This is a genomic window from Tianweitania sp., assembly GCF_032053605.1.
GTDB lineage: Bacteria > Pseudomonadota > Alphaproteobacteria > Rhizobiales > Rhizobiaceae > Tianweitania.
Genome location: NZ_DAMBUH010000032.1, coordinates 11,911 through 31,507, shown reverse-complemented (window position 1 = coordinate 31,507; position 19,597 = coordinate 11,911). Strand labels below are relative to the sequence as shown.

At 62.3% G+C, this 19,597-nt stretch carries 21 protein-coding genes; 14 read left to right on the top strand and 7 right to left on the bottom strand.

Features of this window, described 5'->3' with window-relative positions:
* On the bottom strand, positions 1 to 346 hold a 346-nt coding region (locus tag RTX98_RS09820; RefSeq protein WP_416223098.1), incomplete at its 3' end, for a TetR family transcriptional regulator C-terminal domain-containing protein.
* Positions 347 to 579: 233 nt separating this feature from the next.
* On the opposite strand from RTX98_RS09820, the gene RTX98_RS09815 reads away from it, so the two are divergent.
* From RTX98_RS09815 to RTX98_RS09780, 8 genes are all read left to right on the top strand, one after another.
* Entirely contained in the window at positions 580 to 1,905 is a 1,326-nt protein-coding gene (locus tag RTX98_RS09815) for an aspartate aminotransferase family protein (RefSeq protein WP_312796289.1), read from the top strand.
* 78 nt (positions 1,906 to 1,983) lie between these two features.
* Positions 1,984 to 3,234, top strand: a complete 1,251-nt coding sequence (locus RTX98_RS09810; RefSeq protein WP_312796288.1) for a Zn-dependent hydrolase — start codon at positions 1,984 to 1,986, stop codon at positions 3,232 to 3,234.
* Positions 3,235 to 3,437: 203 nt separating this feature from the next.
* Positions 3,438 to 3,860 (top strand): endonuclease domain-containing protein, encoded by a 423-nt coding sequence (locus RTX98_RS09805; RefSeq protein WP_312796287.1) that lies wholly within the window; start codon positions 3,438 to 3,440, stop codon positions 3,858 to 3,860.
* 45 nt (positions 3,861 to 3,905) lie between these two features.
* The gene (gene hydA, locus RTX98_RS09800) at positions 3,906 to 5,357 is read left to right on the top strand and encodes a dihydropyrimidinase (RefSeq protein ID WP_312796286.1); all 1,452 of its coding nucleotides are present in this window, start codon (positions 3,906 to 3,908) and stop codon (positions 5,355 to 5,357) included.
* 9 nt (positions 5,358 to 5,366) lie between these two features.
* Complete coding sequence (locus tag RTX98_RS09795; RefSeq protein ID WP_312796284.1) at positions 5,367 to 6,188, top strand: ABC transporter ATP-binding protein; 822 nt, start codon at positions 5,367 to 5,369, stop codon at positions 6,186 to 6,188.
* Between the two features lie 54 nt (positions 6,189 to 6,242).
* Entirely contained in the window at positions 6,243 to 7,082 is an 840-nt protein-coding gene (locus RTX98_RS09790) for an ABC transporter permease (RefSeq protein WP_416223099.1), read from the top strand.
* Positions 7,082 to 8,218 carry an ABC transporter permease gene (locus tag RTX98_RS09785; protein WP_312796299.1) on the top strand — a complete coding sequence of 379 codons (1,137 nt, stop codon included), beginning with the start codon at positions 7,082 to 7,084 and terminating at the stop codon, positions 8,216 to 8,218. Before RTX98_RS09790 ends, RTX98_RS09785 begins: the two co-directional genes overlap by 1 nt.
* A gap of 20 nt (positions 8,219 to 8,238) precedes the next feature.
* Positions 8,239 to 9,210: an ABC transporter substrate-binding protein gene (locus RTX98_RS09780; RefSeq protein WP_312796281.1), complete on the top strand. Its 972-nt coding sequence runs from the start codon at positions 8,239 to 8,241 to the stop codon at positions 9,208 to 9,210.
* A gap of 77 nt (positions 9,211 to 9,287) precedes the next feature.
* Here the strand turns inward: RTX98_RS09780 and RTX98_RS09775 are convergent, their stop codons facing one another.
* From RTX98_RS09775 to RTX98_RS09765, 3 genes are all read right to left on the bottom strand, one after another.
* Positions 9,288 to 9,986 (bottom strand): TerC family protein, encoded by a 699-nt coding sequence (locus tag RTX98_RS09775; protein WP_312796279.1) that lies wholly within the window; start codon positions 9,984 to 9,986, stop codon positions 9,288 to 9,290.
* A gap of 114 nt (positions 9,987 to 10,100) precedes the next feature.
* A complete protein-coding gene (locus tag RTX98_RS09770; RefSeq protein WP_312796278.1) occupies positions 10,101 to 11,750 on the bottom strand; it encodes a thiamine pyrophosphate-binding protein in 1,650 nt (549 codons plus the stop codon).
* Between the two features lie 54 nt (positions 11,751 to 11,804).
* Positions 11,805 to 12,737: an alpha/beta hydrolase gene (locus tag RTX98_RS09765; protein WP_312796276.1), complete on the bottom strand. Its 933-nt coding sequence runs from the start codon at positions 12,735 to 12,737 to the stop codon at positions 11,805 to 11,807.
* A gap of 111 nt (positions 12,738 to 12,848) precedes the next feature.
* Between RTX98_RS09765 and ettA the strand changes: the two genes are divergently transcribed.
* The 6 genes from ettA to RTX98_RS09735 all read left to right on the top strand — a co-directional run bounded on the left by ettA (position 12,849) and on the right by RTX98_RS09735 (position 17,759).
* The gene (gene ettA, locus RTX98_RS09760) at positions 12,849 to 14,498 is read left to right on the top strand and encodes an energy-dependent translational throttle protein EttA (RefSeq protein WP_189502721.1); all 1,650 of its coding nucleotides are present in this window, start codon (positions 12,849 to 12,851) and stop codon (positions 14,496 to 14,498) included.
* A 59-nt stretch (positions 14,499 to 14,557) separates the two neighbouring features.
* Entirely contained in the window at positions 14,558 to 14,788 is a 231-nt protein-coding gene (locus RTX98_RS09755) for a DUF6290 family protein (protein ID WP_312796274.1), read from the top strand.
* 2 nt (positions 14,789 to 14,790) lie between these two features.
* On the top strand, positions 14,791 to 15,057 hold the full coding sequence (locus tag RTX98_RS09750; RefSeq protein WP_312796273.1) for a type II toxin-antitoxin system RelE/ParE family toxin: 267 nt from the start codon (positions 14,791 to 14,793) through the stop codon (positions 15,055 to 15,057).
* Positions 15,054 to 15,830, top strand: coding sequence for a trans-aconitate 2-methyltransferase (gene tam, locus RTX98_RS09745; RefSeq protein ID WP_312796272.1), 777 nt, complete (start codon positions 15,054 to 15,056; stop codon positions 15,828 to 15,830). Before RTX98_RS09750 ends, tam begins: the two co-directional genes overlap by 4 nt.
* A 98-nt stretch (positions 15,831 to 15,928) precedes the next feature.
* Positions 15,929 to 17,050 carry a beta-ketoacyl-ACP synthase III gene (locus RTX98_RS09740; protein ID WP_312796271.1) on the top strand — a complete coding sequence of 374 codons (1,122 nt, stop codon included), beginning with the start codon at positions 15,929 to 15,931 and terminating at the stop codon, positions 17,048 to 17,050.
* A gap of 97 nt (positions 17,051 to 17,147) precedes the next feature.
* Complete coding sequence (locus tag RTX98_RS09735) at positions 17,148 to 17,759, top strand: MOSC domain-containing protein (RefSeq protein ID WP_312796269.1); 612 nt, start codon at positions 17,148 to 17,150, stop codon at positions 17,757 to 17,759.
* Between the two features lie 3 nt (positions 17,760 to 17,762).
* On the opposite strand, the gene RTX98_RS09730 is transcribed toward RTX98_RS09735, so the two are convergent.
* From RTX98_RS09730 to tsaA, 3 genes are all read right to left on the bottom strand, one after another.
* Positions 17,763 to 18,602, bottom strand: coding sequence for an SDR family oxidoreductase (locus RTX98_RS09730; protein WP_312796267.1), 840 nt, complete (start codon positions 18,600 to 18,602; stop codon positions 17,763 to 17,765).
* A 132-nt stretch (positions 18,603 to 18,734) separates the two neighbouring features.
* Entirely contained in the window at positions 18,735 to 19,049 is a 315-nt protein-coding gene (locus RTX98_RS09725) for a DUF2293 domain-containing protein (RefSeq protein ID WP_416223097.1), read from the bottom strand.
* A complete protein-coding gene (tsaA, locus tag RTX98_RS09720; RefSeq protein ID WP_312796266.1) occupies positions 19,049 to 19,561 on the bottom strand; it encodes a tRNA (N6-threonylcarbamoyladenosine(37)-N6)-methyltransferase TrmO in 513 nt (170 codons plus the stop codon). Before tsaA ends, RTX98_RS09725 begins: the two co-directional genes overlap by 1 nt.
* Positions 19,562 to 19,597 lie beyond the last annotated feature (36 nt).

Genomic DNA, 19,597 nt, shown 5'->3' with positions numbered 1-19,597 from the left:
TCTCGTTGGCGAACAGCCGGCTTTCGCGGGGATAGTCGCGCGACATTTCGAGCTTGCGGCGGATGTAGCCGCGTAGTTCCGTCAACGGCTCGCCGATATCGTCCAGCTCGCGCAGCGGCTGCAGCCAGGTGTCGAGAAGCCGCTGCATCAAGGCCGAATAGATGTCGTCCTTGCGGCGGAAGTAGTAAAGAAGGTTCGGCTTCGACATGCCGGCCGTTTCGGCGATGCGGTCGATGGTCGCGCCTCGGAAGCCGAAGCGGGAGAAAACATCGAGCGCGGCTTCGAGGATCAGCTCGCGCTTTTCGATCTGAATGCGCGTTCGAGGAGCAACTGCATCCACAATGATCACGAAGCTCCATGGATCTGCTTAAGCGTTGAGCCCTGGACCAACCGTCTGGCCCAGTTGATTGCCTGGAGTGGCGCGCCCGCTCCCCGTTCCGGCTCGATTAGTATTCCCTTGACCGCCCCTGCGGCAATGCTAACCTTTGTCCGTTCGGTCAAAATTGCCGGCGAAAATGGTGTGGAATCCCAAGCCATTGCCGTGGTGCGCGCACGGGGTGAGAGCAAGGAGACTGAAGCATGCTGAACCGGGTTAACGCACCCAACGACCTTTCCGCTTTCTGGATGCCGTTTACGTCCAACCGGCAGTTCAAGCAGTCGCCGCGCATGCTCGTGGCGGCCAAGGACATGTATTATACGACGGCCGATGGTCGCCAGGTTCTGGACGGCACCGCAGGCCTTTGGTGCGTCAATGCCGGCCATTGCCGGCCGAAGATCACCGAAGCGATCCAGCATCAGGCGGCCGAGCTCGATTACGCGCCGGCCTTCCAGATGGGTCATCCCATCGCCTTCGAATTCGCCAACCGCCTCGTCGACATGGCGCCGGATGGGCTCGACCACGTCTTCTTCACCAACTCCGGCTCTGAATCCGTCGAGACCGCGCTGAAGATCGCGCTGGCTTATCAGCGCGTCAAAGGGCAGGGCTCGCGCACCCGTTTGATCGGCCGCGAGCGCGGCTATCACGGCGTCAATTTCGGCGGTATTTCGGTCGGCGGCATCGTCGGCAACCGAAAGATGTTCGGCACGTTGCTGACCGGCGTCGATCACCTGCCGCACACGCATCTGCCGACCAAGAACGGCTTCACCAAGGGCGTGCCGGATCATGGCGCCGAACTCGCCGACGAGCTGGAGCGCATCGTCACGCTGCATGATGCCTCCACCATCGCGGCCGTGATCGTCGAGCCGGTTTCGGGTTCCACCGGCGTGCTCATTCCGCCGAAAACCTATCTCGAGAAGCTGCGCGCCATCTGCGACAAGCATGGCATTCTCTTGATCTTCGACGAGGTCATTACCGGCTTCGGCCGCCTCGGCACGCCCTTTGCCGTCGACTATTTCGGCGTGAAGCCGGACATCATGATCACCGCGAAGGGCGTCACCAATGGCGTCATTCCCATGGGCGCGGTGTTCGTTACCAGCGAGATCCACGACGCCTTCATGAGCGGCCCCGAGCATCTCATCGAGTTCGCCCACGGCTACACCTATTCCGGCAATCCGATCGCCTGCGCGGCCGGTTTGGCGACGCTCGAGACCTACAAGGAAGAAGGCCTGCTTGAGCGCGGGCCCGAGCTCGCACCCTATTGGGAGGAAGCGCTGCATTCGCTGAAGGGCGAGCCGCACGTCATCGACATCCGCAATATCGGCCTGGTCGGCGCGATCGAGCTGGATCCGATCGCCGGCGAGCCGACGAAGCGTGCTTTCTCGGCCTTCATCAAGGCCTTCGAGCGCGGCGCGCTGATCCGCACCACCGGCGACATCATCGCTTTGTCGCCGCCGCTGATCATTTCGAAGGCACAGATCGACGAGCTGATCGACCATGTCCGCGCGGTGCTGCGGACGGTGGACTAAAGGGGAGAAATCGCTGCGGCGGCAAACCAAGCCGCCGCAGCGACAAGACTGCAACGAAGTTGCTTTGGGGAGCAATGAATGGCCGCGCCCGGCGAAAACCTGCGCATCAATTCCGACCGGCTTTGGGACAGCCTGATGGACATGGCCAAGATCGGCCCTGGCATTGCTGGCGGCAACAACCGCCAGACGCTGACCGATGAAGACGGGGAAGGCCGCAAGCTCTTCCAGTCCTGGTGCGAGGCCGCCGGTCTGTCCATGGGCGTCGACGAGATGGGCACCATGTTCTTCCGCCGCGAAGGGACCGACCCTGATGCCCTTCCGGTCTATGTCGGCAGCCATCTCGACACCCAGCCCACCGGAGGCAAGTTCGACGGCGTGTTGGGTGTGCTCGGCGGGCTCGAAGTTATCCGCTCGCTTGATGATCTCGGCATCAAGACCAGGCATCCGATCGTCCTCACCAACTGGACCAACGAGGAGGGCGCCCGTTTTGCCCCGGCGATGCTGGCGTCCGGTGTGTTCGCCGGCGTGCTGGAACAGGACTATGCCTATAACCGCACCGACGCCAAGGGCAAGCGCTTCGGCGACGAGCTTGAGCGGATCGGCTGGAAGGGCGAGGAGCCGGTCGGCTCGCGCAAGATGAAGGCGTTCTTCGAGCTGCATATCGAGCAGGGCCCGATCCTCGAAGACGAAGGCCTCGACATCGGCGTTGTCACCCACGGGCAGGGCTTGAAATGGCTGCAGGTCACGCTCACCGGCAAGGAAGCGCATACCGGTTCGACCCCGATGCCCAAGCGCCGCAATGCCGGCCTCGGCATGGCCCGCATCACCGAGCTCGTGCATGAGATCGCCATGGACTACCAACCGGATGCGGTCGGCGCGATCGGCCATATGGAAGTCTATCCGAACTCCCGCAACATCATTGCGGCTAAGACCGTATTCACGATCGATATCCGCTCGCCCGACAAGGAAACGCTGGACGAAATGGATGCCCGCATCCGCGACGGCATCGTGACCATCTGCGAGGCGTTGGAGATCAGCGCCGAAGTCGAGCAGGTCGGCCACTTCGATCCGGTCACCTTCGACGAAACTTGCGTCAAGGCCGTGCGCGATGCCGCCGACCGGCTCGGCTACACCCATCGCGACATCGTCTCCGGCGCCGGCCATGACGCCTGCTGGATCAATCGCGTCGCACCAACGGCGATGATCTTTTGCCCCTGCGTGGATGGGTTGAGCCACAACGAGGCGGAAGAGATATCGAAGGAGTGGGCAGGGGCGGGCTGCGATGTGCTGTTTCATGCCGTTTTGGAGACGGCGGAGATCGTGGGGTAGGGGCGGCGGATGATGTTTGGAGCTCGGCGCGAAGGAACCCCCACCCTTTATCCCTCCCCTCAAGGGGGAGGGAGGCGTCCTCGCCGAGCCTGCCTTCGCAACCTCTCCATCAAGCAGTTTGGCTTCCGAAATCCCCTCCCCCTTGAGGGGAGGGGTAAGGGGTGGGGGTCGACCACCTCTCCGCTCAAAGCGCAGGCATCCTGATGCCAACCCAGATCACCACCCACGCCATCAAGCGCGCAAGACACCTCCGCCGATCCATGACAGACGGTGAAAAGAAACTCTGGGCCGAGCTCAAGCGGTTCCGACAATGGTACGGCATCCATGCTCGCAAGCAGGTTCCGCTCGGCCCCTACACCGTTGACTTCGCCATCCACGCGCACAGGCTCGTCATCGAAGTCGACGGCGAGCATCATTTCACGCCCTCCGGCCTTCAGCGTGACTCCGTACGCGACGCCTGGCTGCGAAACGCCGGCTATCGCGTCGTGAGGTTCACGACCGGCGAGATCTCCGATCAGTTCGACGGCTGCGTGGAGCAGCTTCTATCCGAACTCGCCGTCACCAGACACTTTTCACCTGTCTTCCAAGGTGTCGCGACCACACCCGCCAACCTCGCTCCAACCTAGCGAAAGCGACCATCTTTGACGGGCAATAAAAACACGGGGAACTCCATGTCCAAAGTCATCAAGAACGGCACGATTGTCACCGCAGACCGCACCTACAAGGCGGATGTGCTGATCGAGGGCGGTGTCATCAGCAAGATCGGCCAGAACCTGTCCGGCGACGAAAGCTTCGACGCCACGGGCTGCTATGTCATGCCCGGCGGCATCGACCCGCATACGCATCTCGAAATGCCGTTCATGGGCACCTATTCCGCCGATGATTTCGAAAGCGGCACGCGCGCGGCCCTTGCCGGCGGCACCACGATGGTAGTGGACTTCTGCTTGCCGAACCCCGGCCAGTCGCTGCTCGATGCGATCAAGATGTGGGACAACAAGTCGGTCAAAGCTGCGACCGACTACACCTTCCACATGGCGATTACCTGGTGGGGCGAGCAGGTGTTCAACGAGATGGCCGAGGTGGTCAATCGCGGCATCAACACCTTCAAGCATTTCATGGCCTATAAGGGCTCGCTGATGGTGGATGATGATGAGATGTTCTCGTCCTTCCAGCGTTGCAGCGATCTCGGCGCGCTGCCGCTGGTTCACGCCGAAAATGGCGATGTGGTCGCGGCGCTTAGCCAGAAGCTGCTTGCCGCCGGCAACAACGGGCCGGAAGCGCACGCCTATTCGCGACCGGCGGAAGTTGAGGGCGAGGCGACCAACCGCGCCATCATGATCGCCGACATGGCCAACTCGCCCCTTTATGTCGTGCATGTCTCGTGCGAGCAGAGCCACGAAGCCATTCGCCGCGCGCGCCAGAAGGGCATGCGCGTGTTCGGCGAGCCGCTGATCCAGCATCTCGTGCTCGACGAAACCGAATACATGAACAAGGATTGGGACCACGCTGCTCGCCGCGTGATGAGCCCGCCCTTCCGCAACAAGCAGCATCAGGATTCGCTTTGGGCTGGCCTGCAATCCGGCTCGCTTCAGGTCGTCGCCACCGATCACTGCGCCTTCACCACCGAGCAGAAGCGCACCGGCCTGAACGACTTCACCAAGATCCCGAACGGCACCGGCGGCTTGGAAGACCGGCTTCCGGTTCTATGGACCCGCGGTGTCGTCACCGGACGGCTGACCATGAACGAGTTTGTGGCGGTGACCTCCACCAACATCGCCAAGATTCTCAACATGTATCCCAAGAAGGGCGCCATCCTTGAAGGGTCGGACGCTGATATCATCGTATGGGACCCGAACCGCTCCAAGACGATCTCGGCCGGCAGCCAGCAATCGGTGATCGACTACAACGTGTTCGAAGGCGTCGAAGTCACCGGCCTGCCGCGCTTCGTGTTCACGCGTGGCGAAGTGGCGATCACTGAAGACAAGGTCGATGCCAAGCCGGGACATGGCGAGTTCGTGGCGCGTGAGCCCTTTGCTGCGGTCAACCGCGCGCTGTCGACCTGGAAGGAAATCACCGCCCCGCGCAAGGTCGAGCGCGCGGGCATCCCCGTTTCGGGGGTTTGACACCCTTTCATGGACATCCAGGCCAGCCATCAAAGCCACGCCACCGCCTCTGCTCCTTCCGTCATCTCGGCGGCAGGGCTTGGGCTCACATTCCAGACCAATGACGGCCCGGTGCGCGCCCTGGCGGACGTCGATCTCGCCATCAACAAGGGTGAGTTCGTTTCCTTCATCGGCCCGTCGGGTTGCGGCAAGACTACCTTCTTGCGTGTCATCGCCGATCTCGAACAGCCGACCGACGGCACGATCAGCATCAACGGCATGAGCCCGCGCGAGGCCCGCGAGCGGCGCGCTTACGGCTATGTCTTCCAGGCGGCCGCGCTTTACCCCTGGCGCACGATCGAGAAGAACGTCGCGCTGCCCCTGGAGATCATGGGCTTTTCGGATGCCGAGAAGCGTGAGCGCATCGCCCGCACTTTGGCGCTGGTGAACCTCACCGGCTTCGAGAAGAAGTTCCCGTGGCAGTTGTCAGGCGGCATGCAGCAACGCGCTTCCATCGCCCGCGCCTTGTCCTTCGATGCCGATCTGCTCCTGATGGACGAACCCTTCGGCGCGCTGGATGAGATCGTGCGCGATCACCTCAACGAGCAGCTGCTGCAGCTTTGGGGGCGCACGGACAAGACGATCTGCTTCGTGACCCACTCCATCCCGGAAGCCGTTTATCTATCGACGCGCATCGTCGTGATGTCGCCGCGACCGGGGCGGGTAACGGATGTGATCGAGTCCACCCTGCCGCGCGAACGACCGCTCGACATCCGCGAAACACCGGAATTCCTTGCCATCGCCGCGCGCGTCCGCGACGGCCTGCGCGCCGGCCACTCCTATGATGATTAGGCGCGTAAAGCCATGAGCGAGGCACGCGGCAACAGGATCATCCCCGTTCTGGTCATGCTGATCGCGATCATCGCGATCTGGTATGCCGGCACCTACTTCATGAATGCGCCATTCCAGCGCGACCTCGACCGAAGGGCAGGGGTGGAGCGTTCAAGCAGTGATTTGTTCATCGCGACCATGACGCAGCCCAAGCCGACGCTGCCCGCGCCGCATCAAGTCGCCACCAACTTCTTCGAAAACACCTTTCTGCGGAAGATCACCAGCAATCGCAGCCTGATTTATCATGCCGGCGTGACGCTTTCCTCGACCCTGCTCGGCTTCGTGATCGGCACTGTGCTGGGCATCCTGATTGCGGTCGGCATCGTGCATTTCACCTCGCTCGACCGCAGCCTGATGCCCTGGATCATCGCTTCGCAGACGATCCCCATCCTGGCGCTGGCGCCCATGATCATCGTGGTGCTGGCGGCGGTGAACCTCACTGGCCTGCTCCCGAAGGCGCTGATTTCGACCTATCTCTCGTTCTTCCCCGTCGCCGTCGGCATGGTGAAAGGTCTGCGCTCGCCCGAGATCATCAATCTTGATCTCATGCACACCTATCATGCCTCCAAGGCGCAGACCTTCTGGAAGCTCCGACTGCCGGCTTCCGTGCCGTTCCTGTTCGCGTCCATGAAGGTGGCGATCGCGGCCAGCCTCGTGGGCGCAATTGTCGGCGAATTGCCGACGGGCGCGGTCGCCGGCATCGGCTCCAAGCTGCTGGCCGGTTCTTATTACAGCCAGACGATCGACATGTTTGCGGCCCTTGTCGCTGGCAGCCTCGTGGCCGTGCTTCTCGTCACCGCTGTCGATATCGTCGGCGCCATCGTGCAACGCCGCATGGGAGCGCGACCGTCATGATGCGCGCTTTATCCTGGCAGTGCCTTACCGCCGTGCTCCTTCTTCTAGCGGCACTCTTCCAACTGCCCTTAGCCAATGTGCCGATCGCAATGACGGCACCAGCAGTCGCATGGACCACGCTGATCCTGGTCTATGGGTTCCTGATCGCCGGCATCGTGATCGATACCTTTGTGCGAGCGCGTTTGTGGCGTGGCATCGCCTTGTTCTTCTGCGCCCATCTCGCCACCGTCTTTCTGTTCACCCTGATTTCGGATGAAAACGGACTGGCGCGCCCGGGCTTTTACGTGGTTCTCGCGGCCTGCTGGCTGCTTGCCTGGCGCTGCGTTGCGGTCTTGTCCGGCCTTCAGCCGCGCAGTCGTGCCGGGCGGATCATCCTTGCGCTGATCATCCCCGCGATCTTCGGCGCCTGGATCCTGATCATCTGGGAAGCCGTCACGCGCGGCCTCGGCATCCCCTTCATCCTCCTGCCGCCGCCGAGCGCAATCTTTGCCAAGCTTGCTTCCTCGCTGTCGGTGATCGCGGCGGATGTGAACCAGACGATCCTGAAGTCAGTGCTCGCGGGTTACATCATGGGCTGCGCATCAGGCTTCGTTGCGGCCATCATTGCCGATCGGTTCCCGTTCATGCGGCGCGGCTTGCTGCCGATCGGCAACCTTGTCTCGGCTTTGCCGATGATCGGCATCGCGCCGATCATGGTGATGTGGTTCGGCTTCGACTGGCAATCCAAGGCCGCCGTCGTCGTCATCATGACCTTCTTCCCCATGCTGGTGAATACGGTGGCCGGGCTTGCCGTCACCTCGACGATGGAGCGCGATCTGATGCGCACCTATGCGGCTGGTTATTGGCAGACCCTGTTCAAGCTGCGCCTGCCGGCGGCCGGCCCGTTCGTCTTCAACGCGCTCAAGATCAACTCGACTCTGGCGCTGATCGGCGCGATCGTGGCTGAGTTTTTCGGCACGCCCGTGGTGGGCATGGGGTTCCGCATCTCAACCGAAGTCGGCCGCATGAATGTCGACATGGTTTGGGCGGAAATCGCAGTGGCCGCGATCATCGGCTCACTGTTTTATGGCGGGGTGGCTTTGGTGGAGAGAGCCGTCACGTTCTGGCATCCGTCTTTCCGGACCGGGAAGGCGTAACTTCAGAGGGAACAAGAAAAATGAAGCATCTGACGGGAATTCTGATGGCGAGCGCGCTGTCGATGGCGGCCCTGCCGGCCTTTGCGGCCGACGAGGTCACCTTGCAGCTGAAGTGGGTCACGCAGTCCCAGTTCGCCGGCTATTACGTGGCCGAGGAAAAAGGCTTCTACGACGACGAAAACCTCGACGTCACGATCAAGCCGGGCGGGCCGGACATCGCGCCGGAGCAGGTGATCGCCGGTGGTGGCGCCGATGTGATCGTGGACTGGATGGCGCCGGCGCTCGCTGCGCGCGACAAGGGCGTGAAGCTCATCAACATCGCGCAGCCCTATCAGAAGTCGGGCCTGGAGATGATCTGCCCCAAGGATGGTCCGGTGAAAACCGAGGCCGATTTCAAGGGCAAGACGCTCGGCGTCTGGTTCTTCGGCAACGAATATCCGTTTTATGGCTGGATGAACAAGCTCGGCCTGTCGACCGAAGGCGGGCCAGATGGCGTGACCGTTCTGAAGCAGTCCTTCGACGTGCAGCCGCTCGTCCAAAAGCAGGCCGACTGCATCTCGGTTATGACCTATAACGAATACTGGCAGGCGATCGATGCCGGCTTCAAGGCGGAGGACCTGCTCGTCTTCAACTACACCCAGCTCGGCAACGACATGCTGGAAGACGGCCTTTACGTCATGGAAGACAAGCTGTCGGACGCCGCTTTCAAGGACAAGATGGCGCGCTTCGTGAAGGCTTCCATGAAGGGCTGGAAATACGCCATGGAAAACCCGGACGAGGCAGCCGAGATCGTGGTCGACAATGGCGGCCAGGACGAGAACCACCAGAAGCGCATGATGGGCGAAGTCGCCAAGCTGCTCGGCGACGCATCCGGCAAGCTCGATCCGGCCGCTTACGAGCGCACGGCCAAGCTGGTGGTGGACCAGAAGATCGTGAGCAAGGCGCCGGAAGGTGGCTACACCACCGAGATCTTTGATGCCGCCAGCAAATAGGCCGGCGCTTCATCAACCAAAGAAAAGGGCGGCTCGGGGCCGCCCTTTTTGCGTCTTCATGCTGCGATCCAGCCGGATCAGTGCGCGGCGGCCGCACCCGGAGCATGAATGCCGGCCCAGCCCAGGTAGTCGGCGAGGAAGCCGAGCTGTTCAGGGAACTCTGCGATCGCGCCATCGAGCATCATTTTCAGCGCGACGTAGAGAATGACGAGCAGGCCGATCCAGGCGATCCAGCGATACTTGTGCAGGAGGCGCGCGACGTAAGAAGCGGCGAGGCCCATCAGCGCGATCGACAGGATCAGGCCGATGATCAGGACGGTCGGATGCTCCATTGCGGCGCCGGCCACAGCCAGCACATTGTCGAGCGACATGGACACGTCGGCGATGACGATCTGCATCGCAGCCTGGGCAAAGGTCTTGCGCGGACCGCGGGCAACGCCGTCGTCGCGGCCTTCCAGGGCTTCATGCGCTTCGTCTTCCTCATCGGGCGAAACGCTGAGCTCGCGATACATCTTCCAGCAGACCCACAGGAGCAGCAGTCCGCCGGCAATCAGCAGGATGCCGCCGATGGCCAGAAGCTGGCTGGTGATCAGCGCGAAGATGATGCGCAGCACGGTGGCCGCGATGATGCCGACGAGGATCGCCTTCTTGCGCTGGTCGGCCGGAAGGCCGGCGGCGGCTAGGCCGATGACGATCGCGTTGTCGCCGGCCAGCACGAGGTCGATCGCCATGACCTGAAGGAGGGCCAGAAGTCCGGCACCCGTAAAAATTTCCATGACTCTCCCGCCTCGAACCAGTGCTTTTGTGCGGCCTGTATAAAGGCCGCATTCACGGATCAAAAGAGCATTTGTTGCCCTTTTCGCTCAGCATCCGCAGCTTTGCTGGGCTGATCAGCGTTTTTCGCGAATGTCGCTCAAGGTCCGGGTCGGCGTCAGCGCTTCTGGGTCCAGCTTGATCTCGATGATAGCCGGCTTGCCGCTTGTTCTCGCCCGATCAAAGGCCGCTGCGAAGTCGGCGGTCGTCTCGACCGTCTCGCCATGCCCGCCGTAAGCCCGCGCCAGAGCGGCAAAGTCGGGATTGTTGAGCGTCGTGCCTGACACGCGGCCCGGATATTCCCGCTCCTGATGCATGCGGATCGTGCCGTAGATGCCGTTGTTCACGACGATCACGATGATCGGCAGGTCGTACTGGATGGCGGTGGCGAACTCCTGCCCGTTCATCAGGAAGCAGCCGTCGCCGGCAAAAGCGATCACGTCACGCTCCGGGAACAAGCGCTTGGCGGCAACGGCCGCCGGCGTGCCATAGCCCATCGAGCCGGATGTGGGGGCGGCCTGCGTGGCATAGCGGCGGAACTTGTGGAAGCGATGGATCCAGGTCGCGTAGTTGCCCGCGCCGTTGCATAGGATGGCGTCCTCGCCGAGCACCTCGCCGAGATGCTGCATGATCGGTCCCATCTGCACCGCGCCTGGGCCGGTCTGCGGCGGCGTCGACCAGGCAAGGTAGGCATCGTTGAGCGCCTTGGTGTTCTCCCCCCAAGTCGGCGCTGCCTTCGGCTTCAACGCGGCAAAGGCATGCGCGAAGGCTTCCGGTGAGGCGTTGATGGCGAGCGTCGGGCGATACACGCGTCCAAGCTCATTGGCGTCCGCATGCACATGCACCAGCGTCTGATCGGGGTAGGGGCTTTTCATCAGGGTGTAGTCGGAAGACGGCATCTCGCCGAAGCGCCCGCCCACCAGCAGCACGAGGTCGGCCTGTTTGATCGCAGTAGCCAGCTTCGGGTTCGGTCCGATACCGACATCGCCGGCATAGTTGGGATGGCTGTTGTCGAACAGCATCTGGCGGCGGAAGGAACAGCCGACTGGCAGGTTCCAATTTTCGACGGCCTTGGTGAAGGCGGCAACGGAACTCTCGCTCCAGCGCGTGCCGCCAAGTATGACGAAGGGCCGCTCGGCCTTTTCAAGCAGCGCCTGCAACTCGTCCATCTGTGCCGCACCCGGCTCGGTTTCCACCGGCGTGTAGGGCAAGGCGGCAGGTGCCTCGACTTCGTCCAGCAGCATGTCTTCGGGCAAGGCGATGACGACCGGTCCGGGACGGCCGGAGGTGGCGACCGCGAAGGCACGCGTCACCAGTTCAGGAATGCGCGCGACGTCCTCGATCTCGACAACCCATTTGGCCAGCGAGCCGAATACCGCCTTGTAGTCGACCTCCTGAAACGCCTCGCGATGCCTGATGCCGCGCGCGATCTGCCCGACGAACAGGATCATCGGCACTGAATCCTGCATCGCGATGTGAACGCCGGGCGAGGCGTTGGTGGCACCGGGACCGCGCGTCACGAAGCAGATACCAGGCCGGCCGGTCAGCCGGCCTTCGCTATCGGCCATCATCGCCGCGCCGCCTTCCTGGCGGCAGATGATGGTGTCGATGGGCGAGTCATGCAGCGCATCGAGAACGGCGAGGTAGCTTTCGCCCGGCACGCAGTAGATCTGTTTGACGCCGTTTGCCTCGAGTGCGTCGACGATAAGCTGGCCGCCGGTCTGCATGCTGGTCCCCCACAAGCTCTGATGATGCTTGCCTAACAAGCCTGAAGCCGGCTGTCACCGCGTTGCGGTGACGCGATCCGCCCAAGCCAGAAAATCAGCGGTGATGATGTTTCGATTCAACTCGTTGAGGGATTCGTGGCGCGTTTGCTCGTAAAGCCTTGTTTCCAGATTCGAAAAGCCGAGCCGCGTCAGCCGTTCCGCAAGCGCGCGCGGGGCCTTACCGTTCTCGGATGCGGGATCTTCCATCCCGCCGACCAGTTGCAGCGGCAGACTCCTGGGCACTGACTTGAACCCGGCATCATCCGCGCCGGAAAAGATCAGCGCGAGCAGGTCCTGCCACAGCGAAACGCTAGCGTCCCACCCGCACAGCGGGTCGGCGATGTAAGCGTCGACCTCGGACGCATCATGGCTCAACCAGTCGAACTCTGTGCGGGCATGCGGAATGGCCTTCCCCCAGGCGCGAAAGGTCAATCGCGGCAGCATCTGTGAAGGCACGTCCGAACCCATTCGGAAGCGCTCAAAGCCAAGCAAGACACGGGCGAGGCGGCCTTGCAGACCGGCGGAAAAGTTGGCGTTCCAGATCGCCGCCGCCTGCATCTTCTCAGGGTAGCGCTGCACCAGGTTGAGCGCGATAAGCCCGCCCATGGAATGGCCGAAGCAGATCACCGGCAGTCCGGGATAATCCCTGGCAGCCAGATCAAGCACGGCCGCCGCATCGTCCAGCACCAGCCGCGCTCCATCATCACCAGCAAAGCGGCCGAGCGGCGCGCCGGGTGCCTTGGTCGCACCGTGTCCGCGATGATCATGCGCCAGCGTATGGTAGCCGCGTTCCGCCAAGGCGTCAGCAAACCGCGCGTAGCGTCCGGCATGTTCAGCAAGGCCGTGATTGATCTGCACCACGCCGCGCGGCTCATGCGCCTCCTTGCGATAGAGCCGCAAGGCCGCCCCGGATGGCGTTTTCAGCGTCTCGACCCGGTCGAAACTCATGCCGGGTTCCCACAGGCGTGCCGCCATCTGCCCTTACGCATTGCCCCGATCCTCCCTTTGGCTTACATAGCGCGCAATTCACCGCACGATCAGGGATTGGAATAGCGCGCAATGGCACGCCAGTTCATCTATCATATGTCCGGCCTGTCCAAGGCCTATGGCACCAAGAAGGTGCTCGAAAACCTTCATCTGTCTTTCTATCCGGATGCCAAGATCGGTATCCTCGGCCCGAACGGCGCCGGCAAGTCGACCGTCCTGAAGATCATGGCCGGCCTCGACAAGGAGTGGACCGGCGAGGCCTGGCTCGCCGAAGGCGCGACCGTCGGCTATCTGGCGCAGGAGCCCGAGCTTGATCCGGCGCTCAACGTCAAGGGCAACGTCATGGAAGGTGTCGCCAAGAAGACGGCGATCATCGACCGCTACAACGAACTCATGATGAACTACTCGGATGAAACGGCTGACGAGGCCGCCAAGCTGCAGGACATCATCGACGCCCAAAACCTGTGGGATCTCGAACAGCAGGTCGAGATGGCGATGGAAGCCCTTCGCTGCCCGCCGTCAGATGCCGATGTGACGCAGCTGTCGGGTGGTGAGCGCCGCCGCGTGGCACTGTGCCGTCTGCTTCTGCAGCAGCCGGACCTGCTCCTCCTCGACGAGCCGACCAACCATCTGGACGCCGAAACCACCGCCTGGCTCGAAAAGCACTTGCGTGCTTACCCCGGCGCGGTGATGATCATCACCCACGATCGCTACTTCCTCGACAATGTCACGGGCTGGATCCTCGAACTCGATCGCGGCCGCGGCATTCCTTACGAAGGCAACTACACCAAGTATCTCGACGCAAAGGCCAAGCGCCTGATCCAGGAAGGCCGCGAGGACGATTCGCGCCAGAAGGCGATCTGGCGTGAGCGCGAATGGATCGCGTCGAGCCCCAAGGCACGTCAGACCAAGTCCAAGGCCCGCATCAAGGCCTATGAGGATCTGGTTGAACAGGCCGACAGCCGTCGCCCAACCGACACGCAAATCGTCATCCCGGCAGGCGAGCGTCTCGGCCAGGTCGTCATCGAGGTTACCGATCTCGACAAGAGCTTCGGAGATCGTTTGCTGATCGAGGACCTGAACTTCAAGCTCCCTCCAGGCGGCATTGTCGGCGTCATCGGTCCGAACGGCGCGGGCAAGACCACGATGTTCAAGATGATTACCGGCCAGGAAACGCCCGATGACGGCACGATCCGCGTCGGCGAAACCGTGAAGCTCGGTTATGTCGATCAGAGCCGCGATGCGCTCGACCCGAACAAGACCGTTTGGGAAGAGATTTCCGGCGGCGCCGAAGTCATCAAGCTCGGCAAGCACGAAGTGAACAGCCGTGCTTATTGCTCGTCCTTCAACTTCCGGGGCGGCGACCAGCAGCAGAAGGTCGGCAACCTGTCCGGCGGCCAGCGCAACCGCGTCCACCTCGCCAAGATGCTGAAGAACGGCGGCAACGTCCTGCTGCTCGACGAACCGACCAACGATCTCGATACCGAAACCCTCGGCGCGCTCGAAGATGCTCTGGAAGCCTATGCAGGCTGCGCGGTCATCATCAGCCACGATCGCATGTTCCTCGACCGCATGGCCACCCACATGCTCGCTTTCGAAGGCGACAGCCACGTGGAATGGTTCGAAGGCAACTTCGAGGAATACGAGAAGGACAAGGTGCGCCGCCTCGGACCCGAAGCGGTCAACCCAAGCCGCGTTACCTACAAGCGGCTGACGCGGTAAGTCCACATTGCGGGGCGCCTCATGATGCTATACATGTATAGCAAATTGGAGCGCCTCTCATGTTAGCTTTGCGACTTCCAGCCGAACTGGAACAGCGGCTTGAGGATCTTGCCCGCAAGACCGGTCGGACAAAGAGCTTCTACGCGCGTGAAGCCATCGTCGAGCACATCGATGATCTGGAAGACATGTATCTTGTTCGTGAGCGACTGAGCGACGAGCCGGAATATGTTTCCTTTGATGAGGTCGTACAGAATCTGGGTCTCGATCCAGCCGAACTGAAGCGCAATTAGCGGTGGGCTGGAAGGTCCGCTTCGAAAAGCGCGCCGAGAAAGACCTTCGGCGTCTCGGCCACACCGCTCAGGTCCGGATCCTGCAATTCATCCGAGATCGCTTGGTTGAGACGGACAATCCACGCGAGGTCGGCGAGAGCTTGCATGGACCACTTGGCAAGTACTGGAAGTATCGCGTGGGTGAGTATCGTTTGATCGCGGCGCTGGAAGACGACATCGTCACGATCTCGATCATTCGCGTCGGTCACCGTGGAGACGTTTACAGATGACGACCACCCGCGACTGGTCAGCTGCGCAGTATCTGCTTTATGCCGATGAGCGCACGCGGCCGGCGCGCGATCTTCTGGCCCAGATCCCGGTCGACGATGCCAGGCGCGTCGTCGACATCGGTTGCGGGCCGGGCAATTCTACCGAACTCCTCGTTGCGCGCTGGCCTCAGGCCGAAGTCAGCGGCTTCGATACCTCGCCTGCGATGCTGGCGGATGCCCGCAAGCGTTTGCCGGACGTCGCCTTCTTCGAGGGCGACGCGGCGACGTGGATGCCGGACGACGGCACTGACGTCATTTTCGCCAACGCGATCTTTCAGTGGTTGCCGGATCACCAGCAGGTTCTCGCTCGCATCCTTGGCGGCCAAAAGCCCGGCGCGGTGCTGGCGGTGCAAATGCCTGACAATCTGGCCGAGCCGACGCATCGCCTGATGAGCGAAACCGCCCGTGCCATGCCGTTCGCTGCCAAGCTCGCGGACGCCGCGCGCGATCCACTGCCGCCGGTCTCGACCTATTACGATGCCCTGACCGCCTGCGGCGGATCTGTCGATATCTGGCACACCATCTACAATCACCCGATGAAGGATGCGGCGGCGATCGTGGAATGGGTCAAGAGCACGGGCTTGCGACCGTTCCTCGCGCCGCTGAATGACGGTGAACAGGCGCAGTTCCTGCATGCCTACCAGGCGGCGATCGATGCCGCCTATCCATCGACCGCCGATGGCACGCGGCTGCTGCGCTTTCCGCGCCTGTTCATAGTCGCCCGCAAGAGCTAGCTCCGCATTGCCTGTCATGGTTAAAGCCGCTTAAATAAGCCTGACTTGAATTAGCTCGCACTTGTTCCCAAGCTTGTGCGAGGTCAGGAAGAACAAGCATGAAGCGCGTGGTCATCAGCGGCATCGGGGCCGAAATCCCGTCTGCCTCCATCAGCAATGATGATCTGGTGGCGACGTTCAATGGCTGGGTCGAGCGAGAAAATATCGGCCGCACTGAACGCGGTGAGCCGTCGCTGCCGGGCTCCACCAGCGCCTTTATCGAACACGCCTCCGGCATTCGCGCCCGCCGCGTGCTCTACCCCGAAGGCGTGCTCGACATCGACCGTATGGCGCCGGTCATGCCGCGGCGCGAAGACCATGAAGTGTCCATCCAGGCCGAGTTCGCCGCTGCCTCCGCGCGCAAGGCGCTGGCGGATGCGGGCCGGGCCGCTGCCGATGTCGACATGGTCATCTGCGCCTCGTCGCATCTGCAGCGCATGTATCCGGCGGTCGGCATCGAGATCCAGCAGGTGCTGGGAACGTCGGGCTCGGCGATCGATCTCAGCCTTGGCTGCTCTTCCGCCGCCGGCGGTCTGCATACCGCCTTTAACCTCGTGCGCTCCGGCGCGCAGAAGAGCGTGCTGGTTTGCACGCCCGAGCTGATTACCGGCCATCTCAACTTCCGCGACCGGCAAACCCACTTTATCTTCGGCGACGCCTCCGTGTCCCTGCTGGTGGAAGCGCTGGACGATGGCGAAGAGCGGGAAGGCTGCTTCGAGGTGCTGGACACCCGCCTGTGGACCCAGTTCTCCAACAATATCCGCTCCAACTTCGGCTATCTCGCCCGGCTCACCCAGGCCAATCCGTCCGTGCTGGACATGGAAGGGCTCATGATCACGCAGCTCGGCAACAAGGTGTTCAAGGAAGTCACCCATGCCGGGCACGAATTCATCATCGACTTCCTGCGCGACAACGGCCAGACGCCGGAGGATATTCGCCGCTTCTGGCTGCATCAGGCCAATGCGCGCATGAACGGCATGATCCTGCGCCTGGCTTTCGGGCGGGATGTGGACAATGACCGGGCGCCGATCGTCCTGGGCGAACTCGGCAACACCGCTGCGGCCGGCGTCATCGTGGCTCTGGATTTGCATCATCGCGACATGCAGCGTGGCGATTATGGGCTGATCTGCGCTTTCGGCGCTGGTTATTCGATCGGCGGCGCGCTGTTGCGCCGGCTGTGATCCACTCAGCGCGCTGATGGGTCGTTCAGCGCAATTGGCTGGACAGGCAAATGCTGTCGCTTCATGGATGAAGCTCGCTCAACCGGACCGCTTTCCGATGCACGATCTGTTTCCGCGCACGCTCGACGACTTTCAGATCAAGCCCGCCAAGAAGCTGACAGGGCAGGTGGCCGGCCTGTTCGTGGCGCCCAATCGCGACTTCGTCACGCAAGCAGTCGACAGCCTCGACCTCACCTTCGAAGGCATATCTGGCGATTATCACGAAGGTTTCACCCGTCGCTCAGGCGGGCGCGAGCCGTGGTATCCGCGCAAGACCGAGATGCGCAACGAGCGCCAGTTGTCTCTCGTCGCGCCTGATGAACTGGCCGAGATTGCCCGCCGTATGGATCTGCCGCAAGTGCGCGCAGAATGGGTCGGCGCCAACCTTCTGATCGACGGCGTGCCGCATCTCTCCATGCTTCCGGCTGGGACGCTGATGTTCTTCAAAAACGGCGTGACGCTGAAGATCGATGCCCAGAACGGCCCATGTAGGGATGCCGGTCGTGCCGTGGGCGAGGGTGCCGGTGTGGCTGATGTGCAGGGTGCTGCGCTGCTCTTCCCGAAGGTCGCCAAACGCCTGCGCGGCATTGTTGCCTGGGTGGAAAAGCCCGGCACGATCCAGGCAGGCGAAACGGTGTCGCTTCGCCTGCCCGAACAGTGGATCTATTGAGCTTCAAGCCTTGCGGTTGCTGCCCGCACCCTGAGCCAGAACCGCGACGTGGTCCCATTCCTCCCAAAGCGCGATGCGCTTGGCATATTCCTGCTTGATCATTGGCAAACCGACATCGCCGAAGAACACGCGCAGCGGCGGTTCAGCCGCATCGACGACCTTGAGAATAGCCTCAGCCGTCGCTTCAGGATCGCCTGCCGCCGTGTTGCCACGACGCGCCTTGCTGTTTTCGCGCACGCTGTCATAAGCGGCAATCGACTTGGCGTGCTTGGCGGAAGGGCCGCCCCAGTCTGTCGAGAAGCCCGACGGCTCGACCAGCGTCACATGAATGCCGAACCCTGCCACTTCCTGTGACAGCGTCTGGCTGAAGCCTTCCAGCGCCCATTTCGAGGCATGGTAGAGGCCGACGTTCTGGAAGGCGTTGACACCGCCGATCGAGGACACCTGGATGATGTGGCCCGCCTTCTGTTCGCGCATGATCGGCAGCGCTGCCTGCGTCACCCACAAGGCACCGAACACATTGGTCTCGATCTGCGCGCGCGCGTCTTCTTCCGACACTTCTTCAACCGCACCGAACAGGCCGTAGCCGGCATTGTTGACGACGATGTCGAGGCGTCCGAACTTGGCTTTCGCCTCGGCGATGGTGGCGTTGACCTGCGCCTTGTCGGTCACGTCCAGCGTCAGGGCCAGGACGCTGTCGCCATACTGGTCGACCAGCGGCTGCAAGGTCGAAGCGTCGCGCGCCGTGGCGGCAACCTTGTCGCCGCGTGCGAGAGCGGCTTCCGCCCAGATGCGGCCGAAGCCCTTGGATGATCCCGTGATGAACCAGACTTTCGATGCCATGATGAAAGGCCTTTCTGAAAGTCGCGCCTGAAAAAAGCGCGTGAGGAATGAATGATGTGAAAAGCGGTTTTCACCGCAATCCGTAGATGCGACCTCAGCGCAGCGGTTCAAGGGGCAGGGCGATAAGCAGCGTCATTCGCTCTCGTCGGCATCGAGCAGCCGCGTTGCGCGCCATGTCGTCAGCACCTCGTTGACATCATCCAGCACGAAGAAGCGCGCCGCGTCGCGATCATAGCCCTCATCCATCAGGGCATCATACTCGGTGTGCTGATGGCGCACATGAGCAAGCGTGGTCAGCCACACCGCAATCGACGGCGGCAGATCGGCCATGCGCCGCTGACTTGCCTCAAAACGGATCGCCTCGATATCGGCATAGGGCGCGCCGGGCAGAAGCAGCGTCAACGCCTTGGCGATCGCCTTGTGCCGGCCGGTGGCAAAGCGCACCATCAGCCCTCAAGATCCGGTCGGTCGCTCGACGCGAAGTAAGGCTTGATGTCGATCACCGGCGTGCCGTCCAGCACATCGAGCCCTTGCAGCACCAGCCGGCCCTCCGCCATGTCCACCGACACCAACCGCGCCACATGCAGCCCGATCGGGTTTGGCCGGACCGGCGAGCGCAAGGCAAAGGTGCCGCGCGGCTCGTCGGCATGGCGCGGCTGCTGCACGATCAGATCGCGCGCGCTGCGATGCAGCCAGGTCAGGATGATGACGTGGCTGTGAGCCTCAAGCCCGAGCAACCCCTCGCGATACTCCTTATCGACCAGCACCTGCGCGGGCACCTTCCGCTCGCGCGCTTGTCCCATGTTCTTCGGGCAGTCTCCGCGTTGCGTCCAAGCTGTCTCCGCCTTGCCGATGAACACCAGATGCGCATCGGTCGCACGCGTGCCGGGATCGAACGGCAAAGCGCGTTCGCGAGCGCGGATCGTCGTCAGCACGGCGGTGTCAGGATCGTCAGTCATTTTCTGCCTTCACTGCGACATAGCCATTGCAACTCA